This window comes from Gramella sp. MAR_2010_147, from assembly GCF_900105135.1.
Taxonomy (GTDB): Bacteria; Bacteroidota; Bacteroidia; order Flavobacteriales; family Flavobacteriaceae; genus Christiangramia.
Genome location: NZ_LT629741.1, coordinates 626,612 through 644,218 on the forward strand (window position 1 = coordinate 626,612; position 17,607 = coordinate 644,218).

The window sequence follows — 17,607 nt, forward strand, 5'->3', positions numbered from 1 at the left end:
TGACCGATGAAGGATTTATTTGATAAAATTTACAAAGACAAAGGACCACTAGGTAAATGGGCCGAGCAGGCAGAAGGATACTTCGTTTTTCCAAAACTTGAAGGACCAATTTCTAACCGAATGAAATTTCGTGGGAAAGAAGTAATTACATGGAGTATTAACGATTACCTGGGATTGGCCAATCATCCTGAAGTTCGTAAAGTAGATGCAGAAGCAGCAGCAGAATATGGCTCTGCATATCCAATGGGTGCAAGAATGATGAGCGGTCATACAGATCTTCATGAAAAGCTGCAGGATGAACTTGCTTCCTTTGTACATAAACAATCTGCTTATCTCCTTAATTTTGGATACCAGGGAATGGTTTCTACCATAGATGCTTTGGTTTCTAAACAGGATGTAATCGTTTATGATGTAGATGCACATGCGTGTATTATTGATGGAGTAAGATTGCATCTAGGTCAGAGGTTTACCTACAAGCATAACGATTTGGAAAGTATCGAGAAGAACCTTAAAAGAGCTACCAAGATTGCAGAACAGACTGGCGGTGGTATCCTTTTAATTTCTGAAGGCGTCTTTGGAATGAGAGGTGAGCAGGGTAAACTTAAAGAAATTGTAGAGCTTAAGAAAAAATATAATTTTAGATTATTTGTAGATGATGCTCATGGTTTTGGAACGCTTGGTAAAACAGGAGCCGGAGCAGGTGAGGAACAGGGGGTTCAGGACGAGATAGATGTTTATTTTGCAACTTTTGCCAAATCACTGGCTAGCACAGGAGCTTTTATTGCAGGAGATAAAGAGATCATGGATTATCTCAAATATAATCTAAGATCTCAAATGTTTGCAAAATCACTGCAAATGCAATTGGTTGTGGGAGCTTTAAAGCGACTTGAAATGCTAAGAACCATGCCAGAGCTTAAGGAAAAGCTTTGGGAAAATGTGAATGCACTTCAAAACGGATTAAAGGATAATGGCTTTGATATTGGAACCACACAAAGTTGTGTAACTCCGGTATATTTAAAAGGAAGTATTCCTGAAGCAATGGCTTTGGTGAAAGATCTACGTGAGAATCATGGAGTTTTCTGTTCCATCGTTGTTTATCCGGTTATTCCAAAAGGTTTGATTCTCTTAAGAATGATCCCTACAGCTACTCACACAATTCAGGATGTTGAGGATACAGTAAAAGCATTTTCAGCGATTCGTGAAAGACTTGAAAACGGAACTTATAAAAGACTATCTGCTTCTGTTGAAGCAGCGATGTCTAATAAATAGTAAAGTTAACTTATATCATAAAAAAAGGCCGGTTCAAAACCGGCCTTTTTTTATACTCTACTATTAATTAGAACCACCCCCATCATCAGTATCTCCTTCTTCAATTTTATCATCCAGTCTTTTACTTCTTTGTCTTCTTTTATTTCCTTCGTTAGATTCTTCTAAAAACTCATCTACTTTATGTAAATCCAGTCTATATGAAATTCCGGCGGCAACTTGCCACCTCGAAGGTGTTTCTTTAAAATTAACAAGACCTGAAACGTCAAATTGTAGATTTTTACCAACTAAATAAGCAGCTCCTGCCCGAGCAAGATCATCAACATAAATATCGCCTTTAATTGCCTGGTACTCACCAAAAACCGCAAAATTCTGGGATACAGTATGGGTTACGGTAGCGATGCCTACATAACTTCTAAAGTCTTCAGTAAGCTTATCTGCTATAAGATTCAAAACCAGCACCCATCTTCCCCAATTGTTCTGAGTGATAATCGCTGCTTTTGGGCTAAATTTTCCTTCACCTTCATATAGATAAGGATTGTCACCAAAAGAAAAGTTGGCACCTGCATAGATAGAAACTGCAGGAATTAGAGTTTTCCATTTGAAACGCTGATTGGCTTTCCAGCTATATAAATTAGGTTTATCTTCTGCCAGACTAACATTAGGGTCAAATACCAGGTATTTTGCACCTATGCTATTGGTTTTAAAGTTTCGAATGGTTCCTTCACTGGTGACTCCAAGAAAATTTCTGGTGATATCTTGATTTTCAAAAGAACCTGAGATATTAAGCTCTAGTCTTTCAAAAAGAAGGCCATAACGTAATTGATAATCTATTCCCCATATATCGGTATCAGTACCCAGGCCGGCATGATCATCATTACCAAAATAAGGGCCGGTTTCTACCTGCAAAACATTCGTACCTACCGCAAAAGCACCCTGTGATTGTCCTGGCCTGTTTGAGTTGATAGTTTCAGTATACTGAGCATGAAGACTTGAGGTTATTACCAATAGTAATAGGCTAAATATCGCTGATCTACGCATGCTAATTCGGGTTGATTGTCTCAAAGATATAAGATTTATTATAATTTTATAGCTGAAGCTTCCCTGATTGTGGCGGCTTATTTTTATTTTTGCAAAAAGCTTAAGAATGTTAGAAGCATCATTATCTGGAGTATTAAAAACGGTACTCATCGTTTTATTAGTATACTTTGGTTTGAAAATATTATTCCGCTACTTCGGACCGCTTATTTTGAAATATTTTATGAGAAAAATGGGGCGTAAGTTTGAAAAGCAATTCAATCAGCAATTTGGAGGTGATCAAAGTACTCAGGAAAAAAAAGGAAAAGTAAGTATAGACAAGAAACCTAAGGGGAATAAAGGATCCAATAAAAATGTTGGTGAATATATCGATTACGAAGAAATTGATTAATTTCGGATTTTAACAAAGCTTACTATTTTGGCTTTGTTTCGCACAAAATTGTGGTTAAAATCAAAGATCCGATTAATGGCTAAATTGAAGCAATTCTTACCTCATCTGCTTGTATTGGCAGGTTTTATTTTATTATCATTATTTTATTTTAATCCCGTACTACAGGGTAAAGAGATTTTCCAGAGCGATATTGTTCAATATATCGGGATGGCTCAGGAACAAAAAGATTTTAGAGCTGAAACCGGGGAGGAGCCCTACTGGACAGATGCAGCTTTTGGCGGTATGCCAACCTATCAATTAGGGGCATACTATCCTCATAATTACGTTAAAGAACTGGACAGTTTATTAAGGTTCTTACCCAGACCGGCAGATTACTTATTCCTTTATTTTATAGGTTTTTATATTCTTCTTCTATGTATGAAGGTAGATTATAAACTGGCATTTCTGGGATCTATAGCATTTGGGTTTTCTACCTATCTTATCATCATCCTGGGAATAGGACATAATTCCAAAGCACATGCGATAGCATATATGCCGATGGTTCTCGCGGGGATCATTTCAATTTTCAGAAACAGGAATATCTGGAGTTTTTTATTGCTAACAGTGGCAATGGCCCTCGAAATTCAGGCGAATCATTTTCAGATGACCTATTATTTATTGCTATTAGTAATCATTCTGGGAATCGCATATCTGGTTGATGCTTATCAAAAAAAGTTACTTCCAAAGTATTTCAAATCACTAGGAGTGATGGTTGTGGCCGTAATTATTGCCATTGCTGCGAATGCTACAAATCTTATGGCTACCAGTGAATATGCACAATTCAGTACAAGAGGAGAATCAGAATTAAGCATTCAGCCAAATGGAGGTCCAAAAGAAAAATCAGGTTTAGGCTATGAATACATTACTTCTTACAGCTATGGAATTTTAGAAAGTTTTAATCTCATGGTTCCCAGGTTTATGGGAGGTGGAAGTTCTGAAAATATAGGAAAAGATTCGAATATTTATGATGCATTGATAGAAATTGGTGCATCACCAACCCAGGCAGCCGGTTTTACGGAAAATGCTCCGACTTATTGGGGTGATCAACCTTATGTTGGAGCTCCGGCATATATAGGAGCTACTGTAATTTTTCTTTTTGTATTCGCACTCTTTTTAATACGGGGACGATTAAAATGGTGGATCGTTGGCGGAAGTATTTTGGCTTTAGTATTAAGCTGGGGTAAAAACTTCGAATTTCTAACACGTTTTTTTATAGAATTCGTGCCATTATATGATAAGTTTAGAGCGATTACTTCTATACAGGTTATACTTGAACTTTGCTTACCGCTACTAGCTGTACTCGGACTTTATAAATTATTTCTGAAAGAAATTAAATCTGAAGAAAAACTGTATGCTTTAAAATGGTCCTCGATCATTACTGGAGGATTACTTTTAGTTTTTTTTCTCTTTAAGTCTGTGCTTTTTGATTTTGCTGGGGCAAGTGATGCTACGTATAGCAAACAATTCGGGATGGATTTTATGAATGCACTGGAAGAGGATAGAAAAAGTATTTTCACATCAGACGTAATAAGATCATTAATATTTGTCCTAATCGCTGCCGGGTTAATTTTGGCCTATTTAAAGTCTAAAGTGAACCGGAATATGGTTATTGGAGGATTGATAATTTTAATTTTAGTGGATCTTATTGGGGTTGATAAGCGTTACGTAAATGAAGATGACTTTGTTCAGGCCAGAGAAATGGAACAGCCTTTTCAAAAACTGGAAGCTGATGCTGCTATTCTCGAAGATAAGACCCATTATAGGGTGTTTGATGTTTCCGGAGATCCTTTTAATACTGGTAGAACCTCTTATTATCATAATGCGATTGGAGGATATCATGCCGCGAAACCTGGTAGAATCCAGGATTTATTCGACTTTTATATTTCTCAGAATAATATGAAAATATTGAGCATGTTGAATGTGAAGTATTTCATTGTTCCTACAGAGAATGGCGTGCAGGCACAGCAAAACCCTGAAGCCTTTGGAAATGCATGGTTGGTAAAAGACATAAAATGGGTGGAGAATCAGGATGAAGAAATTCTAAGCCTTAAGGATACCGATCTTAGGACTACCGCTGTAGTTAATTCTGGGTTTAGAGCAGATGTTTCAGAAGAATTTAAATTTGATGAAACGGCTAAAATTGAACTTGTAACATACCAGCCAAATAAATTGAAATATGAATTTTCAGCGGCTTCTAATCAGTTTGTAGTTTTTTCTGAAAACTATTATCAACCAGGCTGGCAGGCTTATATTAATGGTGAAGCTGTTCCTCATGTTCAGGTAAATTATGTACTAAGAGGGATGAACGTTCCAGCAGGAGATCACGAGGTTGTTTTTAAATTTGAACCTGAAGTAGTAAAAACCGGAAGTAGGATCGCCTTGATAAGTTCAATCTTAATAGGACTTGTTATTATTGGAGGAGTTGGTTATGAATTGAAAAAAAGAAAATGATCCTGTCATTTATTATTGAATGAAGAAAGTTCTTATTATAACATATTACTGGCCACCGGCCGGAGGCCCGGGTGTTCAACGCTGGCTTAAATTTGTTAAATATTTAGGGAGTTTTGATATTGAGCCGGTAGTATATATTCCTGAGAACCCTAGTTACCCAATTATCGATAAAAGTTTTGAAAAGGAGATTCCAGAGGGGATAGAAGTGATTAAACAGAATATCTTTGAGCCTTATTCAATTGCCCAGATTTTCTCTAAAAAGGATACTGAAACTATTAGTTCGGGAATAATTCAGAAGGAAGAAAATCAGAGCATACTTCAAAAGGCAATGCTTTATATTCGCGGGAATTATTTTATCCCGGATGCACGTAAATTCTGGATCAAACCTTCCGTAGAATTTTTAAAAAAAGAAATTGAAAAAGGAGACTATCATGCTATTATTACTACCGGTCCTCCGCATAGTCTTCATTTAATTGGATTAAAGTTAAAACAAAGTTTGCAAGTAAATTGGATAGCAGACTTTCGTGACCCCTGGACGCAGATAGGTTATCATGAAAAACTGAAATTGAATAAGAAGTCACGAAAAAAACATGAGGCTCTTGAAAAAAAAGTTTTAAACACTGCAGATCATATTATTACTACCAGTTTTACTACGAAAAAAGAGTTTGAAGAAAAGACCACAAAACCAATAACCGTAATCACTAATGGTTTTGACACCGAATTAACGGAAAAGACATACCAAAACAAACAATTTGAACTTGCCCATATAGGTTCTTTATTATCTGGTAGAAATCCTGAAAATCTTTGGAGGGTTTTAAGTGAACTTATAGAAGAGCAGGAAGAATTCAGGAGTAATTTTAAATTAAGACTTGCCGGAAAGCTTAGTGAAGATGTATTAGAGAGCCTTAAAAAATATGGGCTTCATAAATATTTGAGGAATGAGGGATATGTGAGTCATTCAAAGGCAGTGAAATTACAAAGACAAGCTTCCCTGTTATTATTGATTGAGATAGATGCTGAAGAGACCAGAGGTATTATACCCGGTAAGATCTTTGAATACCTGGCCGCGAAAAGACCAATTTTAGCGATTGGTCCCGAAAACTGGGATGCAGAAAGAATAATTTCAGAAACCGAATCTGGAAAATTCTTTGCTTATAATGATACTTCAGGAATTAAAAGCCATATAGAAGGACTATTTCAGAAATTTAAAGACAATATTCCAGCGAATACCTCTCATCATATTGAAAAATATCATCGTAAGTCACTTTCAGAAACTTTGGCACAACTTATTAAGCAGGTCTAAATGGGAATCATAATAAATCAGTCCTTCAAGAACATGGTGACCACGTATATCGGGTTCGGGATTGGGGCGGTTAATACACTATTCCTGTTTACTTATTTCCTTGAGAAGGAGTATTATGGTCTGGTTAGTTACCTATTATCAGCAGCAAATCTTATCTGGCCATTCCTGGTATTTGGTGTTCATAGTACTTTGATTAAATTCTTTACATCCTATAAAACCCGGGGAGACCAGGATAGACTCCTGAATTTTGCTCTGATCACACCTGCAATTGCAGGACTGATTATTGGTGTCTTTGGTCTGTTATTTTACAATTATCTGCTCGAATATTTCAAAGGTGAAAATGACCTCGTACAACCCTTTATCTGGTTGATATTTTTAATTGCCATGGCTACCTCGTATTTTGAAGTCTTCTTTTCATGGTCAAAGATCTATTATAAAAGCGCTTTCGGAAATTTGATGAAGGAAGTTTTTCATAGATTATGTATTAGTATTCTATTATTTGGAGTTTATTTTAGATGGATTAGTGTAGAGTTTTTTATTTATGGAATCTCTGCGGTATTTGTTATTAGAACCATACTAATGGCTATGTATGCTTTTTCCCTGCACAGGCCAAAATTCAGCTTCAAATTCCCTAAAAATATAGCTCCCGTTGTAAAATACTCTTCACTCATTCTTTTGGCAGCATCTGTAGCTACCGTTCTGTTAGACCTGGATAAAGTAATGATTGAGCATTATTTGCCAATAGAGAATGTCGCAATTTATGGAATCGCTGTTTATATCGCTACAGTGATCTCTGTTCCGCAAAAAGCAATGCACCAGATTACGAATCCTCTTACCGCTGAAATGCTTAATAAAAAGGACAGGTCTGGCCTGAAAGAACTCTATGAAAAGAGCTCCTTGAATCTTCTTATAATTAGCGGACTCATTTTTATCTGGATCATCACCAATGTGAATTCTTTGTATGAATTGATTCCCGAGGAATATAGCGTTAGCATTTTAGTAGTTCTACTTATCTCTTTAGTCAAACTTTACGATAATTTCTTAGGGAATAACAACAGTATTTTATTTAATTCAGATTATTATAGAATTGTATTGGGAGTAGGAGTGATCCTGGTTATTGTGGCCTTTGTTCTTAATTTATATTTTATACCTCAATTTGGAGTTGAGGGAGCAGCGATTGCAAGTTTTATAGCTTTTGCAGCTTACAATACATCTAAAATTTTTATTGTATTTAAAAAATTCAGGATTCATCCCTTTACTTCTAAAAGCTGGCTGACAATGATTTTAGTGATAGCGTTTAGTTTAGGATTTTACTTTTTAAATTTTCCGCTACATCCATTTCTGAATATTACTTTAAAATCCATTCTTGCCGGTGTATTATATCTTGGGATTATTTATTCGTTTCGGTTTTCAGAAGATATCAATCAAATGATCGATAGATTTTTGAAAAGGTCATAAAACGAGAAAACCCCATCAGCTTGGGAGCTTCAAGGGTTTTCTAACTAACCAACCAAAAAATTAAATTATGAACTTGTCATCTATATTCTATTATCCACATTTCGTGCCGAACTTCTTGATCTGGAAGAATTTTTTGATCTAATTCCTTGAGACCCTGAAGTTCCTGAAGAAGTTCTTGTTCTAACTGAAGAACTACTTTGCCTACTTGTTGGACGTTTTATTGCTGATTTCCTTGCAGAACTTCTTGAGCTTTTTTCTATAGATCTACTTCTAGTAGCTGGAGCCGAACGTTCCACTCTGGAATTACTTCTGGTTTGAACTGATCTTCCTTTAGTGGCAGAACCCAATCTTTCCACTCTACCTGTCGTTCTGCTTTCTATTCTTGCAGATCTTTGCTGAGGACTTTTAAAAGATCTTTCTCTTGTTGAAGTTTGTCTTTTCTGCGGAGTGCTCTCTATTCTTGATGATCTGCCTTTGGAATTTGTACTTCTTGCTTTACTCTCACTTACTACCCGAGATCTATTAGTATTTATAGCTCCTCTATCAGTATCTTTTCTAGTGGTTCTGGAATTTACCGAAGTAGATCTATTTCTATTAGAGTAAGATTTGCTTCTTGCAGAGGTGTTTCTGGTGTTTCCAATATTACTGCTTCCACGAGATCTTACCTGGGCGATACTACGCTTAGTATTAGTTCTGGAACCATAATTATAAGATCTTACTTTTTGAGACGGTCTGTAAAAATTTCTTTTTCTTTTATTATTTATATAATAGTTGTTGTAAACCGTAACATAATTATCATAAGATATTCTTTGTGGCTCGTAATAGGCACGATAAGGTCTCCCAAATACGATACTTACATTTACATTAGGTCGGCGATAGTAATCGTGCCATGGCCTGTATACATATCGTCTATTATAAGGATTTATATAACCGGTATAGTGAGTAATGTGACGATGATGATTATAATGTACATGTAAATTCCCTACCCTAGCAAGACGGCCAAAATTATTATATCTCATATAGATATCACCAGCCTGGATAATACGCCCATAATAATCATAATAAATAGGAATATTTTCAATCTGGATTACTGCACCATAATCATCATACTGCACAAATGGTTCATAGTTATAACCTGAATTATAGCTTATATTTACATTAGGAGAAGATATATGTACAGAGTTACCTCTTGCAAAATCTGGATTAAAATAAAAATCGAATTCACCATTGGGATAAACCGCAAATTCAACGCCTCCTTCAACAAAAATGAATGAATCGTTATAATTAGTATAAGTAGTGGTGGCTGGCTTAGAATTTACGGATGCAGATACTGACCATCCAATAAATAAGAATGCGAAAATAAGGGTCAGGTTTCTCATGGTAGTAGCGTATTTAATTAAGAACATTTTTCTTAACAGATACAAAGCGCGTGCCAAAGTCCGTAAACAGTAAGCTGACGGAGTAGTCTCTCTTAATTTAAATTTTTAAATCACTGTAAATTAAATAGTTATTGTTAATAAAGTTTTTCCTTAAGATATTTTGAAGTAAAAGATTTTTTGACTTTGCTTAGTTCTTCTGGTGTTCCCTCGGCAACCAGGTAACCTCCGTTCTCACCACCTTCAGGGCCAAGATCTATAACATAATCGGCGCATTTAACAAGATCCATATTATGTTCAATGACAATAACAGTATGACCTTTTGAAATTAACGCATTAAAAGATTTTAATAATTTCTTGATGTCGTGAAAATGTAATCCTGTGGTGGGTTCATCAAAAATAAATAGTGCTTTGGTCTTTGTATTTCCTTTGACAAGGAATGAAGCTAATTTTATTCGTTGTGCTTCACCACCAGATAAGGTAGAGGAGCTTTGTCCCAATTGCACATACCCCAGACCTACATCTTTTAAAGGTTTTAATTTCTTTACGATCTTACTTTGATCGTGATCTTCAAAGAAACTAGTAGCGTCATCTATCGTCATATTTAGAATATCATCAATATTCTTGTCGTGAAAGGTGACTTCAAGCACTTCTTTCTTAAAACGCTTTCCATTACAGGCTTCACATTCTAAATGGACATCGGCCATAAATTGCATTTCTATGGTAACCTCTCCTTCACCTTTACAGGTTTCGCATCTACCTCCATCTACATTAAAAGAGAAATGTTTCGCCTTAAAGCCTCTTAACTTAGCCAGTCTCTGACTAGCAAAAAGGTTTCGAATATCATCATAGGCTTTAATATAAGTAACGGGATTAGACCTGGAAGATCGTCCAATAGGGTTCTGATCTACGAACTCTACGGTTCCAAGACTTTTAAAACTTCCTTCAGTACCACTAAACTGCCCGGCCTTTTCGCCATATCCTCCAATTTCCTTCTGTACCGCAGGATATAAAATTTTTCTTACCAACGTGCTCTTGCCACTGCCTGAAACCCCTGTAATGGCTGTAAATACTCCTAATTGGAATTCTACATCGATATTTTTCAGGTTATTTTCTCTTGCACCAAGAACTTTGATCTTATTTTTCGATGTCCTTCTTTTCTCTGGAATTTCAATTTCCATTTTTCCATTAAGATAGCTTGCGGTAAGAGAATCAGATTTTAAGATATCTTTCATGGTTCCTGTCGCGACCACATGACCACCTTTAGTTCCTGCTTCGGGACCAATATCGATGATCTCATCTGCAGCATTCATGATCTCTTCATCATGCTCCACCACAATCACCGTGTTTCCCAGATCACGAAGATGTTTTAATACACCTATAAGTTTTTCGGTATCTTTTGGATGCAGTCCAATAGAAGGCTCGTCTAGTATATACATAGAACCAACCAAACTACTTCCCAAAGAAGTCGCAAGATTTATTCTTTGCGATTCCCCTCCAGAGAGCGTATTGGACTTTCTATTTAGGGTTAAATAATCAAGACCTACATTGGAAAGAAACTCTAGCCTGTTTTTTATTTCAGTTAATAAACGTTTGGCTATTTTTTCATCATATTCATTTAACTCCAGATCCTTAAAAAACGGTCTCACCTTATCCAAAGGTTTTTCTACCAGATCTGTAATGCTGTGATCATTGATCTTTACATATTGTGCTTCCGGCCTTAAACGTTTACCCTTACAAGCTGAACATTTTGTCTTTCCCCTGTACCGAGAGAGCATAACCCTGTTCTGGATTTTATAAGCTTTACTTTCAAGGAATTCAAAGAATTGATTGAGTCCTTCAAAATATTGATTTCCATTCCAAACCAGATCTTTTTGCTCATCGCTCAATTCGAAATATGGTTTATGAATTGGGAAATCGAATTTATGAGAATTATTAACCAGCTGGTCTCTGTACCAACTCATGCTATCACCGCGCCACGGAAAGATCGCGTTTTCATAAACAGATAATCCGGTATTGGGAATTACTAACTCTTCATCAATCCCGATAACATCTCCATAACCCTCACATTTAGGACAGGCTCCATATGGATTATTAAAACTGAATAAATGTACATTGGGTTCCAGAAAACTTATACCATCCAGTTCAAATTTATTGCTGAAATGCCTCGAGCTGTTATCGGAAAGTTTTTCTATAAACAATTCTCCTTTTCCTTCAAAAAAAGCTGCTTCAACTGCATCTGCCAGTCGATTATAGAAATCTTCCTCGTCTTTTGTAATAATTCTGTCTACAACTAGCCAGGTATTATCATCCTTAGCTTTACTAAGGTCGGTTTCATCAATTCTTACAACTTCATCATTCAATTTTATTCGGCTATATCCTTGCTGAGCCAGAATTTTAATTTTTTTCTCAAGAGAACGACCTTCTTCAACATGAATGGGAGCCAGCAATAGAAGTTTCTCTCTTTCAGGAAAATCTTTTATGAAATTTATAACATCTGTGACCGTATCTTTTTTTACCTCATTTCCTGAAACAGGGGAGTAGGTTTTCCCAATTCTTGCAAAGAGCAGTTTTAAATAATCATATATTTCAGTAGAGGTTCCAACCGTAGATCTTGGATTGGTAGAATTTACTTTCTGTTCAATGGCAATAGCAGGAGCTATCCCTTTAATATAGTCTACTTTAGGCTTATTAAGACGTCCCAAAAACTGCCTGGCATAGGAGCTTAGACTCTCAACGTAGCGACGCTGACCTTCAGCATACAAAGTGTCAAAAGCTAAACTTGATTTACCTGAACCAGATAAACCAGTAATCACTACAAGCTTATTCCGGGGAATAATAGCATTGATATTTTTTAGGTTGTGCAACTTTGCACCTTTGATAATAATATTTTGCTTTGGATCTACTTTAGATATATTTGCTGTCATGCTTCGTTTCTGCTAAAACGGCAAAGTTACTCAATATGGAGCGGGAAATAAAGCTAGAAAAAACTTATAGTATTGTTAAAATATTAAGGTTTTATTTGTAATTCTCAATTTTATCTTACTATATTTGAGCCATAACCGAAAATCATAGTTGCCTATTAAGCACAGTTACTTTTTTAAAACTAAATAACCTAATCCACGGGAATTACTTATTCCTGTACATTAAAGTAACTGTTATGAATAACACTAAGGTAACTGACGCCTCGCTCGTTCGTGATTATCTTGATGGAAATGAAAACGCACTTGGCGCCCTCATCAATCGTCACCAACATCGTATTTACAGTTTTATTTTTTCGAAAGTCTTTGACAGGGATATCGCAGAAGATATTTTCCAGGACACCTTCATTAAAGTAATTCGTACTTTGAAGCGAGGAAAGTATAACGAAGAAGGGAAGTTTCTTCCATGGGTAATGCGTATCTCACACAACCTGGTCATAGATCATTTCAGGAAAAATAAAAGAATGCCCAAATTTGACAATAGTGGGGATTTTAATATTTTTTCAGTTTTAAGTGATGGGAGTTTAAATGCTGAAAAACAACTGATCAAAGATCAGATTGAAATGGATGTACAGGAGTTAATCAAGGAATTGCCTGAAGATCAATTGGAGGTTCTAACCATGCGTATCTATAAAGATATGAGTTTCAAAGAAATTTCAGAACGTACCGGAGTTAGTATTAATACAGCCTTAGGGCGAATGCGATATGCGCTTATAAATCTTCGAAAAATTATAGAAAAGAGAAACTTAATTTTAACCAATTAATAAGAGCAATATCCCCCCAATTGTTTCGTTATTCTATTAAACCATCACAAAACAATAACAAATGGGGAAACTTTACTTTAAAAAATCTTCAAAAGAAGAAAAAATCAATCATCCACAACCAAAAAAAGAGACGATTGCGTTTCTTTTGAATTATTCGAAAGCTCTTAATGTAATTGAATACAAGAAGATGAAGTTTGAATCGCTTCTGAATTAATTTATAAGAAGACCTGTAATATTAGCCTGCGGGTCTTTTTTATTTCTTTTTCTTCAAATACTCATTTATAGTGCTCTTTCTTCCAATCGTTTTGGTGATCACATCTTTTTCAAGATTCCAGGCTCTTGCAGGAGAATACTGTCTCCCGTACCAAATAATTTGAAGATGTAATTTATTCCATAGATCTTTAGGGAATAATCTCTTCGCATCCTTTTCTGTCTGTGTTACATTTTTGCCATTGCTTAAATTCCAGCGATACATCAATCTGTGAATATGGGTGTCTACTGGAAAAGCCGGTACATTAAATGCCTGAGCCATTACTACACTGGCAGTTTTATGACCTACTGCAGGTAATTCTTCTAAGGCTTCAAAACTGGCAGGAACCTGTCCGTTATATTTTTCAATTAAAATTTCTGATAGTCCGTGAATTCCTTTAGATTTCATAGGTGAAAGTCCAACAGGTCTAATGATCTCCCTGATCTCTTCTACTGAAAGTTTTATCATCGCATATGGATTATCAGCTATCTCAAATAATCTGGGGGTAATTTGATTTACCTTAACATCAGTGCTTTGAGCAGAAAGAAGTACGGCTATTAATAATGTATAAGGATCCTTATGATCTAATGGAATAGGGATTTCCGGGTATATATCATTTAACGTTTCAATAATGAACTGTACCTTTTCCTGTTTGGTCATAAAGTTTTAATTTAGTGCAAAAGTAAGAATTATGACAACATTGAAAGAAGGGGATAAGGCCCCCGAATTTAAAGCTGAAGATCAGGACGGTAACAAAATTAATCTTTCAGACTATAAAGGAAAAAAATTGGTGCTATTTTTCTATCCAAAAGCCAGTACACCAGGTTGTACTGCAGAAGCATGCAATCTAAGCGATAATTATGATGCAATGAAGGAAAAGGGGTATGAGGTTTTAGGAGTAAGTGCCGATTCAAAAAAAAGACAACAGAATTTTAAGAATAAGTACGATTTTAAATATCCACTTTTAGCTGATGAAGAGAAAGAAGTGATTAATGCTTATGGCGTTTGGGGACCTAAAAAATTTATGGGGAAAGAATATGATGGAATTCATCGGACAACCTTTATCATTGATGAAAAAGGAATGATTGAAGAGGTGATAAAAAAAGTAAAGACCAAAGCTCACGCAGAACAGATCTTTGCTAATTAAAGGTTTTCTTCAACACTAATTAAAAAGGCGAATTTTTTATTCGTCTTTTTTTATAGATGCATTTTTAACGATAGCTGTACTATCGCAGTTTTCAATTTCTAATTCAATATTAGAAAAATTGGAAGCTCCATAAATTATGTAAATATTACAGGGTTTAGCATCTGTATCACTTTTATTAAAATCTACATCTCCTTTGTTTAGAATCTCAGAAACTACAGAAGTATCAATATTATTGGATGAGAAAAAATTCATTGAGTTTTTAGAAAACTGGCGCTTCTTGATCCTGATATTTTTGAGAACTCTCGCATTTGGAGAATAATCACAGGATGTCTTTTTTCCTCCAAGAAAGAAGATTAAAATAACAATTCCAAAAAAAAGGCCTAAACCATAATAGGCAAGGCGGTGAGCAAACTTCATATTCTAAAATATCAATAGATTTATATCACGGTAGGAAAGGTTAAACCAATCGGCTATAGATTTACTGGTTAAAATTCCGTGGTAAAAATACAAACCATTGCGTAAACCTTTGTCAAATCTCAGGGTATTTTCCAAGCCTCCTTCGTCCGCGATATGCAATAGATAAGGAGTGAAAATGTTACTTATTGATAATGAGGAAGTACGGGCATATCTCGATGGAATATTGGGTACACAATAGTGAATCACGTCATGCTTAGAAAATATAGGCTCATCATGTGATGTAATCTCACTGGTTTCTACGCAGCCACCCATATCTATACTAACATCTATAACTACAGCGCCACGCTTCATAGATCTTACCATCTCTTCAGTAATTAAAATTGGAGATCTGTCTTTACCACGAACCGCACCAATTACAACATCTGCTCTTTTCAGGGCTTTTGATAAATTTTTTGGCTGAATTGTACTGGTATAGAATGTATTTCCCAAATTGGCCTGGATATTTCTGAGTTTGGTAAGAGAGCTATCAAAAACTTTTACACTTGCACCCAAGCCAATTGCCGATCGTGTTGCGAACTCTCCAACAGTTCCTGCGCCAATGATGACTACTTCTACTGGTGGCACTCCACTTATATTCCCAAACATCAATCCGTTTCCCTCAGCATGATTACTCATGATCTCAGATGAAATAAGTACCGAAGCAGTTCCTGCAATTTCGCTTAGGGCACGTACTATTGGATAACTGCCATCATCATCTTTAATGAATTCAAACCCAAGAGCGGTGATCCTTTTTTCGGCAAGCTTTTGAAAGTACTCTTTACATTGTGTTTTTATCTGTAAAGCAGAAATTAATATGGTTTGTGGATTTATGAATGCAAGTTCATCCATAGAAGGTGGTTCAATTTTCAGGATAGTAGGGCAAGAGAAGACTTTTTTTGTGTCCTTGGTGATCTCTGCTCCGGCTTCAGAATAATCCTTATCGCTAAACCTGGCCCATTTTCCGGCACCAGACTCTATCATCACCCTATGACCGTGAGCTGTAATTGCCGCTACGGCATCCGGACTTAGACAAATTCGTTTTTCCTGATAAGCTGTTTCTTTGGGAATTCCAATAAAGAGCTGTCCCTTTTTCTTGTAGATCTCAAGGGTTTCCTCTTGTGGTATTAGTTGTTCTTTGGTAAAGGGTGACACCTGCTGTTTGCCCATATATATAAGTTAAAGCAGTTAAATTACAACTAAATTTATGAAAAGAAGAAAATAGGTTTATAGTTTGCGGTAGTAGTCTTCAAAAAGGACATTGTTATTATTTCCAAAATCTTCAGGATTCTCTTCATCCTGGAAATCTTTAATCTCCTTAAGATCTTTATCTGAAACTGGTGAAAAAACAGAAATCTCGGTTTCGTCTAGTTCGGAAAGATCTAAGCCGTAAATACGATCGAAGATTTTAATTCGAATTAAATAAACAATTGATAAAATAATAATAAAGAAAGGCGCTAAATAAATTAATTGGTTAATATCCATATAGTCAGTCCTTAGATAAACATCATCATAAATGACTACCACCAATTGATAACAATACATTGCAATTGGAATAAGTATTACATGATACCACCAGTGCTTGCAGGTGAAAAACCACAGTAACAATAAAAACAAAGGAGTGATCTTTCCAAGATAAGTCCAGGCTGCAGTTAAGACATTTTCGAAATAAAGACTCTTATAGGTAAAAAAAGGAGTTTCCCAAACGGGACCGTTTGGGAAAATCTCATATAAATAAAATAAATATGGTGAAAATGCTATACAAATAGCAACAAGACTACCCAGCAGAAGGTACCCTGATCGTTGATTTTTGTACGGCTTGTTCTTTGATATCATGCTTAGTATCGTTGTCGTTTGAAGTTGAAGTTACAAAAAAACTAGCTCCAAATATTGCTGCTGCGAAAAGTACTGCTTTAAGTTTCATAATTATAGGTTTTAAGATTGTTAATTCGTTTTGTTTTCTAGAACAAACATATAACAACTTAAAAACCTGTAAGTTAAAACATTAGTCGTACCTTTGCGCCCTTTTTCGAGCTAAAAATTGCCCGAAAAACCGCTTTAAAAACTTAAAATATGTTAGTTTAAATTTATTTATAAATCGTTCAATGAATTAATTCTTTTTAATTCACTTTATAAAACGCATGTAAAAGTAAAAAAATTCTTACAAACTATTTTACGCGCCTATTTTTACTTTTTTTGATTTCATTAACAAAACTTTAACTTTCGAGTGTTTTCCGATTCTACCTGAATTAGCAATTTTTGGGTGTTATCCCCTAGTAAATTTTCAATTTTTTCAGGCCATTCTATTAAATTCCATTCACCCGAATCCAGGTAATCTTCTAAACCCATATCTAATGCTTCAGTATCCTTTTCGATCCTGTAAAAATCGAAATGAAACACTGGTCCCTTTTCTGATTCGTAATGGTTAACTAGTGAAAACGTAGGACTAGAGACAGTGTCCTGCACGCCAAGTGCTTTTACTATCTCCTTAATGAGCGTGGTTTTACCAGCACCCATCTCACCGTAAAAAAGCAAGGTTCTGCTCTTTGTATTACTAAGTATGTAATTTACGGCTACATCCAGTTCTTGAAGTCTATAGGTTAACTCCATAATTCAATATGTCAGATTTGGGATTGTAAAGATATATAAAAAATATATCAAATTTCACACTTATCTGGTTTTCAGACTAG

Annotated in this window: 16 protein-coding genes; 8 read left to right on the top strand and 8 right to left on the bottom strand. The window is 35.5% G+C overall.

Going from position 1 to position 17,607, the window contains the following annotated elements; all coding sequences use genetic code 11:
• Positions 1–6: 6 nt before the first annotated feature.
• Positions 7–1,269 carry an aminotransferase class I/II-fold pyridoxal phosphate-dependent enzyme gene (locus BLT95_RS02710; RefSeq protein WP_089664526.1) on the top strand — a complete coding sequence of 421 codons (1,263 nt, stop codon included), beginning with the start codon at positions 7–9 and terminating at the stop codon, positions 1,267–1,269.
• Positions 1,270–1,332: 63 nt separating this feature from the next.
• Here the strand turns inward: BLT95_RS02710 and BLT95_RS02715 are convergent, their stop codons facing one another.
• The gene (locus BLT95_RS02715; RefSeq protein ID WP_231896400.1) at positions 1,333–2,307 is read right to left on the bottom strand and encodes a transporter; all 975 of its coding nucleotides are present in this window, start codon (positions 2,305–2,307) and stop codon (positions 1,333–1,335) included.
• Between the two features lie 106 nt (positions 2,308–2,413).
• On the opposite strand from BLT95_RS02715, the gene BLT95_RS02720 reads away from it, so the two are divergent.
• The 4 genes from BLT95_RS02720 (at position 2,414) to BLT95_RS02735 (ending at position 7,946) form a co-directional block, all read left to right on the top strand.
• Entirely contained in the window at positions 2,414–2,695 is a 282-nt protein-coding gene (locus tag BLT95_RS02720) for a DUF4834 family protein (protein ID WP_089666827.1), read from the top strand.
• 75 nt (positions 2,696–2,770) lie between these two features.
• Positions 2,771–5,185 (top strand): YfhO family protein, encoded by a 2,415-nt coding sequence (locus tag BLT95_RS02725; protein ID WP_089664528.1) that lies wholly within the window; start codon positions 2,771–2,773, stop codon positions 5,183–5,185.
• A 19-nt stretch (positions 5,186–5,204) separates the two neighbouring features.
• Positions 5,205–6,488 carry a glycosyltransferase family 4 protein gene (locus BLT95_RS02730; RefSeq protein WP_089664529.1) on the top strand — a complete coding sequence of 428 codons (1,284 nt, stop codon included), beginning with the start codon at positions 5,205–5,207 and terminating at the stop codon, positions 6,486–6,488.
• Positions 6,489–7,946 (top strand): polysaccharide biosynthesis C-terminal domain-containing protein, encoded by a 1,458-nt coding sequence (locus BLT95_RS02735; protein WP_089664530.1) that lies wholly within the window; start codon positions 6,489–6,491, stop codon positions 7,944–7,946.
• An 80-nt stretch (positions 7,947–8,026) separates the two neighbouring features.
• On the opposite strand, the gene BLT95_RS02740 is transcribed toward BLT95_RS02735, so the two are convergent.
• Both BLT95_RS02740 and uvrA read right to left on the bottom strand, forming a co-directional pair.
• Positions 8,027–9,325 carry a hypothetical protein gene (locus BLT95_RS02740; protein ID WP_157718006.1) on the bottom strand — a complete coding sequence of 433 codons (1,299 nt, stop codon included), beginning with the start codon at positions 9,323–9,325 and terminating at the stop codon, positions 8,027–8,029.
• 134 nt (positions 9,326–9,459) lie between these two features.
• Entirely contained in the window at positions 9,460–12,249 is a 2,790-nt protein-coding gene (uvrA, locus tag BLT95_RS02745; protein WP_089664535.1) for an excinuclease ABC subunit UvrA, read from the bottom strand.
• Positions 12,250–12,482: 233 nt separating this feature from the next.
• Between uvrA and BLT95_RS02750 the strand changes: the two genes are divergently transcribed.
• Together BLT95_RS02750 and BLT95_RS14385 are read left to right on the top strand one after the other, a co-directional pair.
• A complete protein-coding gene (locus tag BLT95_RS02750) occupies positions 12,483–13,067 on the top strand; it encodes a sigma-70 family RNA polymerase sigma factor (protein WP_089664537.1) in 585 nt (194 codons plus the stop codon).
• A 61-nt stretch (positions 13,068–13,128) separates the two neighbouring features.
• Positions 13,129–13,281: a hypothetical protein gene (locus tag BLT95_RS14385; RefSeq protein WP_172822561.1), complete on the top strand. Its 153-nt coding sequence runs from the start codon at positions 13,129–13,131 to the stop codon at positions 13,279–13,281.
• A gap of 39 nt (positions 13,282–13,320) precedes the next feature.
• On the opposite strand, the gene nth is transcribed toward BLT95_RS14385, so the two are convergent.
• Complete coding sequence (nth, locus tag BLT95_RS02755) at positions 13,321–13,977, bottom strand: endonuclease III (RefSeq protein WP_089664539.1); 657 nt, start codon at positions 13,975–13,977, stop codon at positions 13,321–13,323.
• Between the two features lie 31 nt (positions 13,978–14,008).
• Between nth and bcp the strand changes: the two genes are divergently transcribed.
• Positions 14,009–14,464, top strand: coding sequence for a thioredoxin-dependent thiol peroxidase (gene bcp, locus BLT95_RS02760; RefSeq protein WP_089664541.1), 456 nt, complete (start codon positions 14,009–14,011; stop codon positions 14,462–14,464).
• A gap of 36 nt (positions 14,465–14,500) precedes the next feature.
• Here bcp and BLT95_RS02765 read toward each other — a convergent pair whose 3' ends face one another.
• The 4 genes from BLT95_RS02765 to tsaE form a co-directional block, all read right to left on the bottom strand.
• Positions 14,501–14,881, bottom strand: coding sequence for a DUF4258 domain-containing protein (locus BLT95_RS02765; protein WP_089664542.1), 381 nt, complete (start codon positions 14,879–14,881; stop codon positions 14,501–14,503).
• 3 nt (positions 14,882–14,884) lie between these two features.
• Positions 14,885–16,087: an alanine dehydrogenase gene (locus BLT95_RS02770; protein WP_089664544.1), complete on the bottom strand. Its 1,203-nt coding sequence runs from the start codon at positions 16,085–16,087 to the stop codon at positions 14,885–14,887.
• Between the two features lie 57 nt (positions 16,088–16,144).
• A complete protein-coding gene (locus tag BLT95_RS02775; RefSeq protein ID WP_089664546.1) occupies positions 16,145–16,753 on the bottom strand; it encodes a hypothetical protein in 609 nt (202 codons plus the stop codon).
• A 369-nt stretch (positions 16,754–17,122) separates the two neighbouring features.
• A complete protein-coding gene (gene tsaE / locus BLT95_RS02780) occupies positions 17,123–17,527 on the bottom strand; it encodes a tRNA (adenosine(37)-N6)-threonylcarbamoyltransferase complex ATPase subunit type 1 TsaE (RefSeq protein ID WP_089664548.1) in 405 nt (134 codons plus the stop codon).
• Positions 17,528–17,607 lie beyond the last annotated feature (80 nt).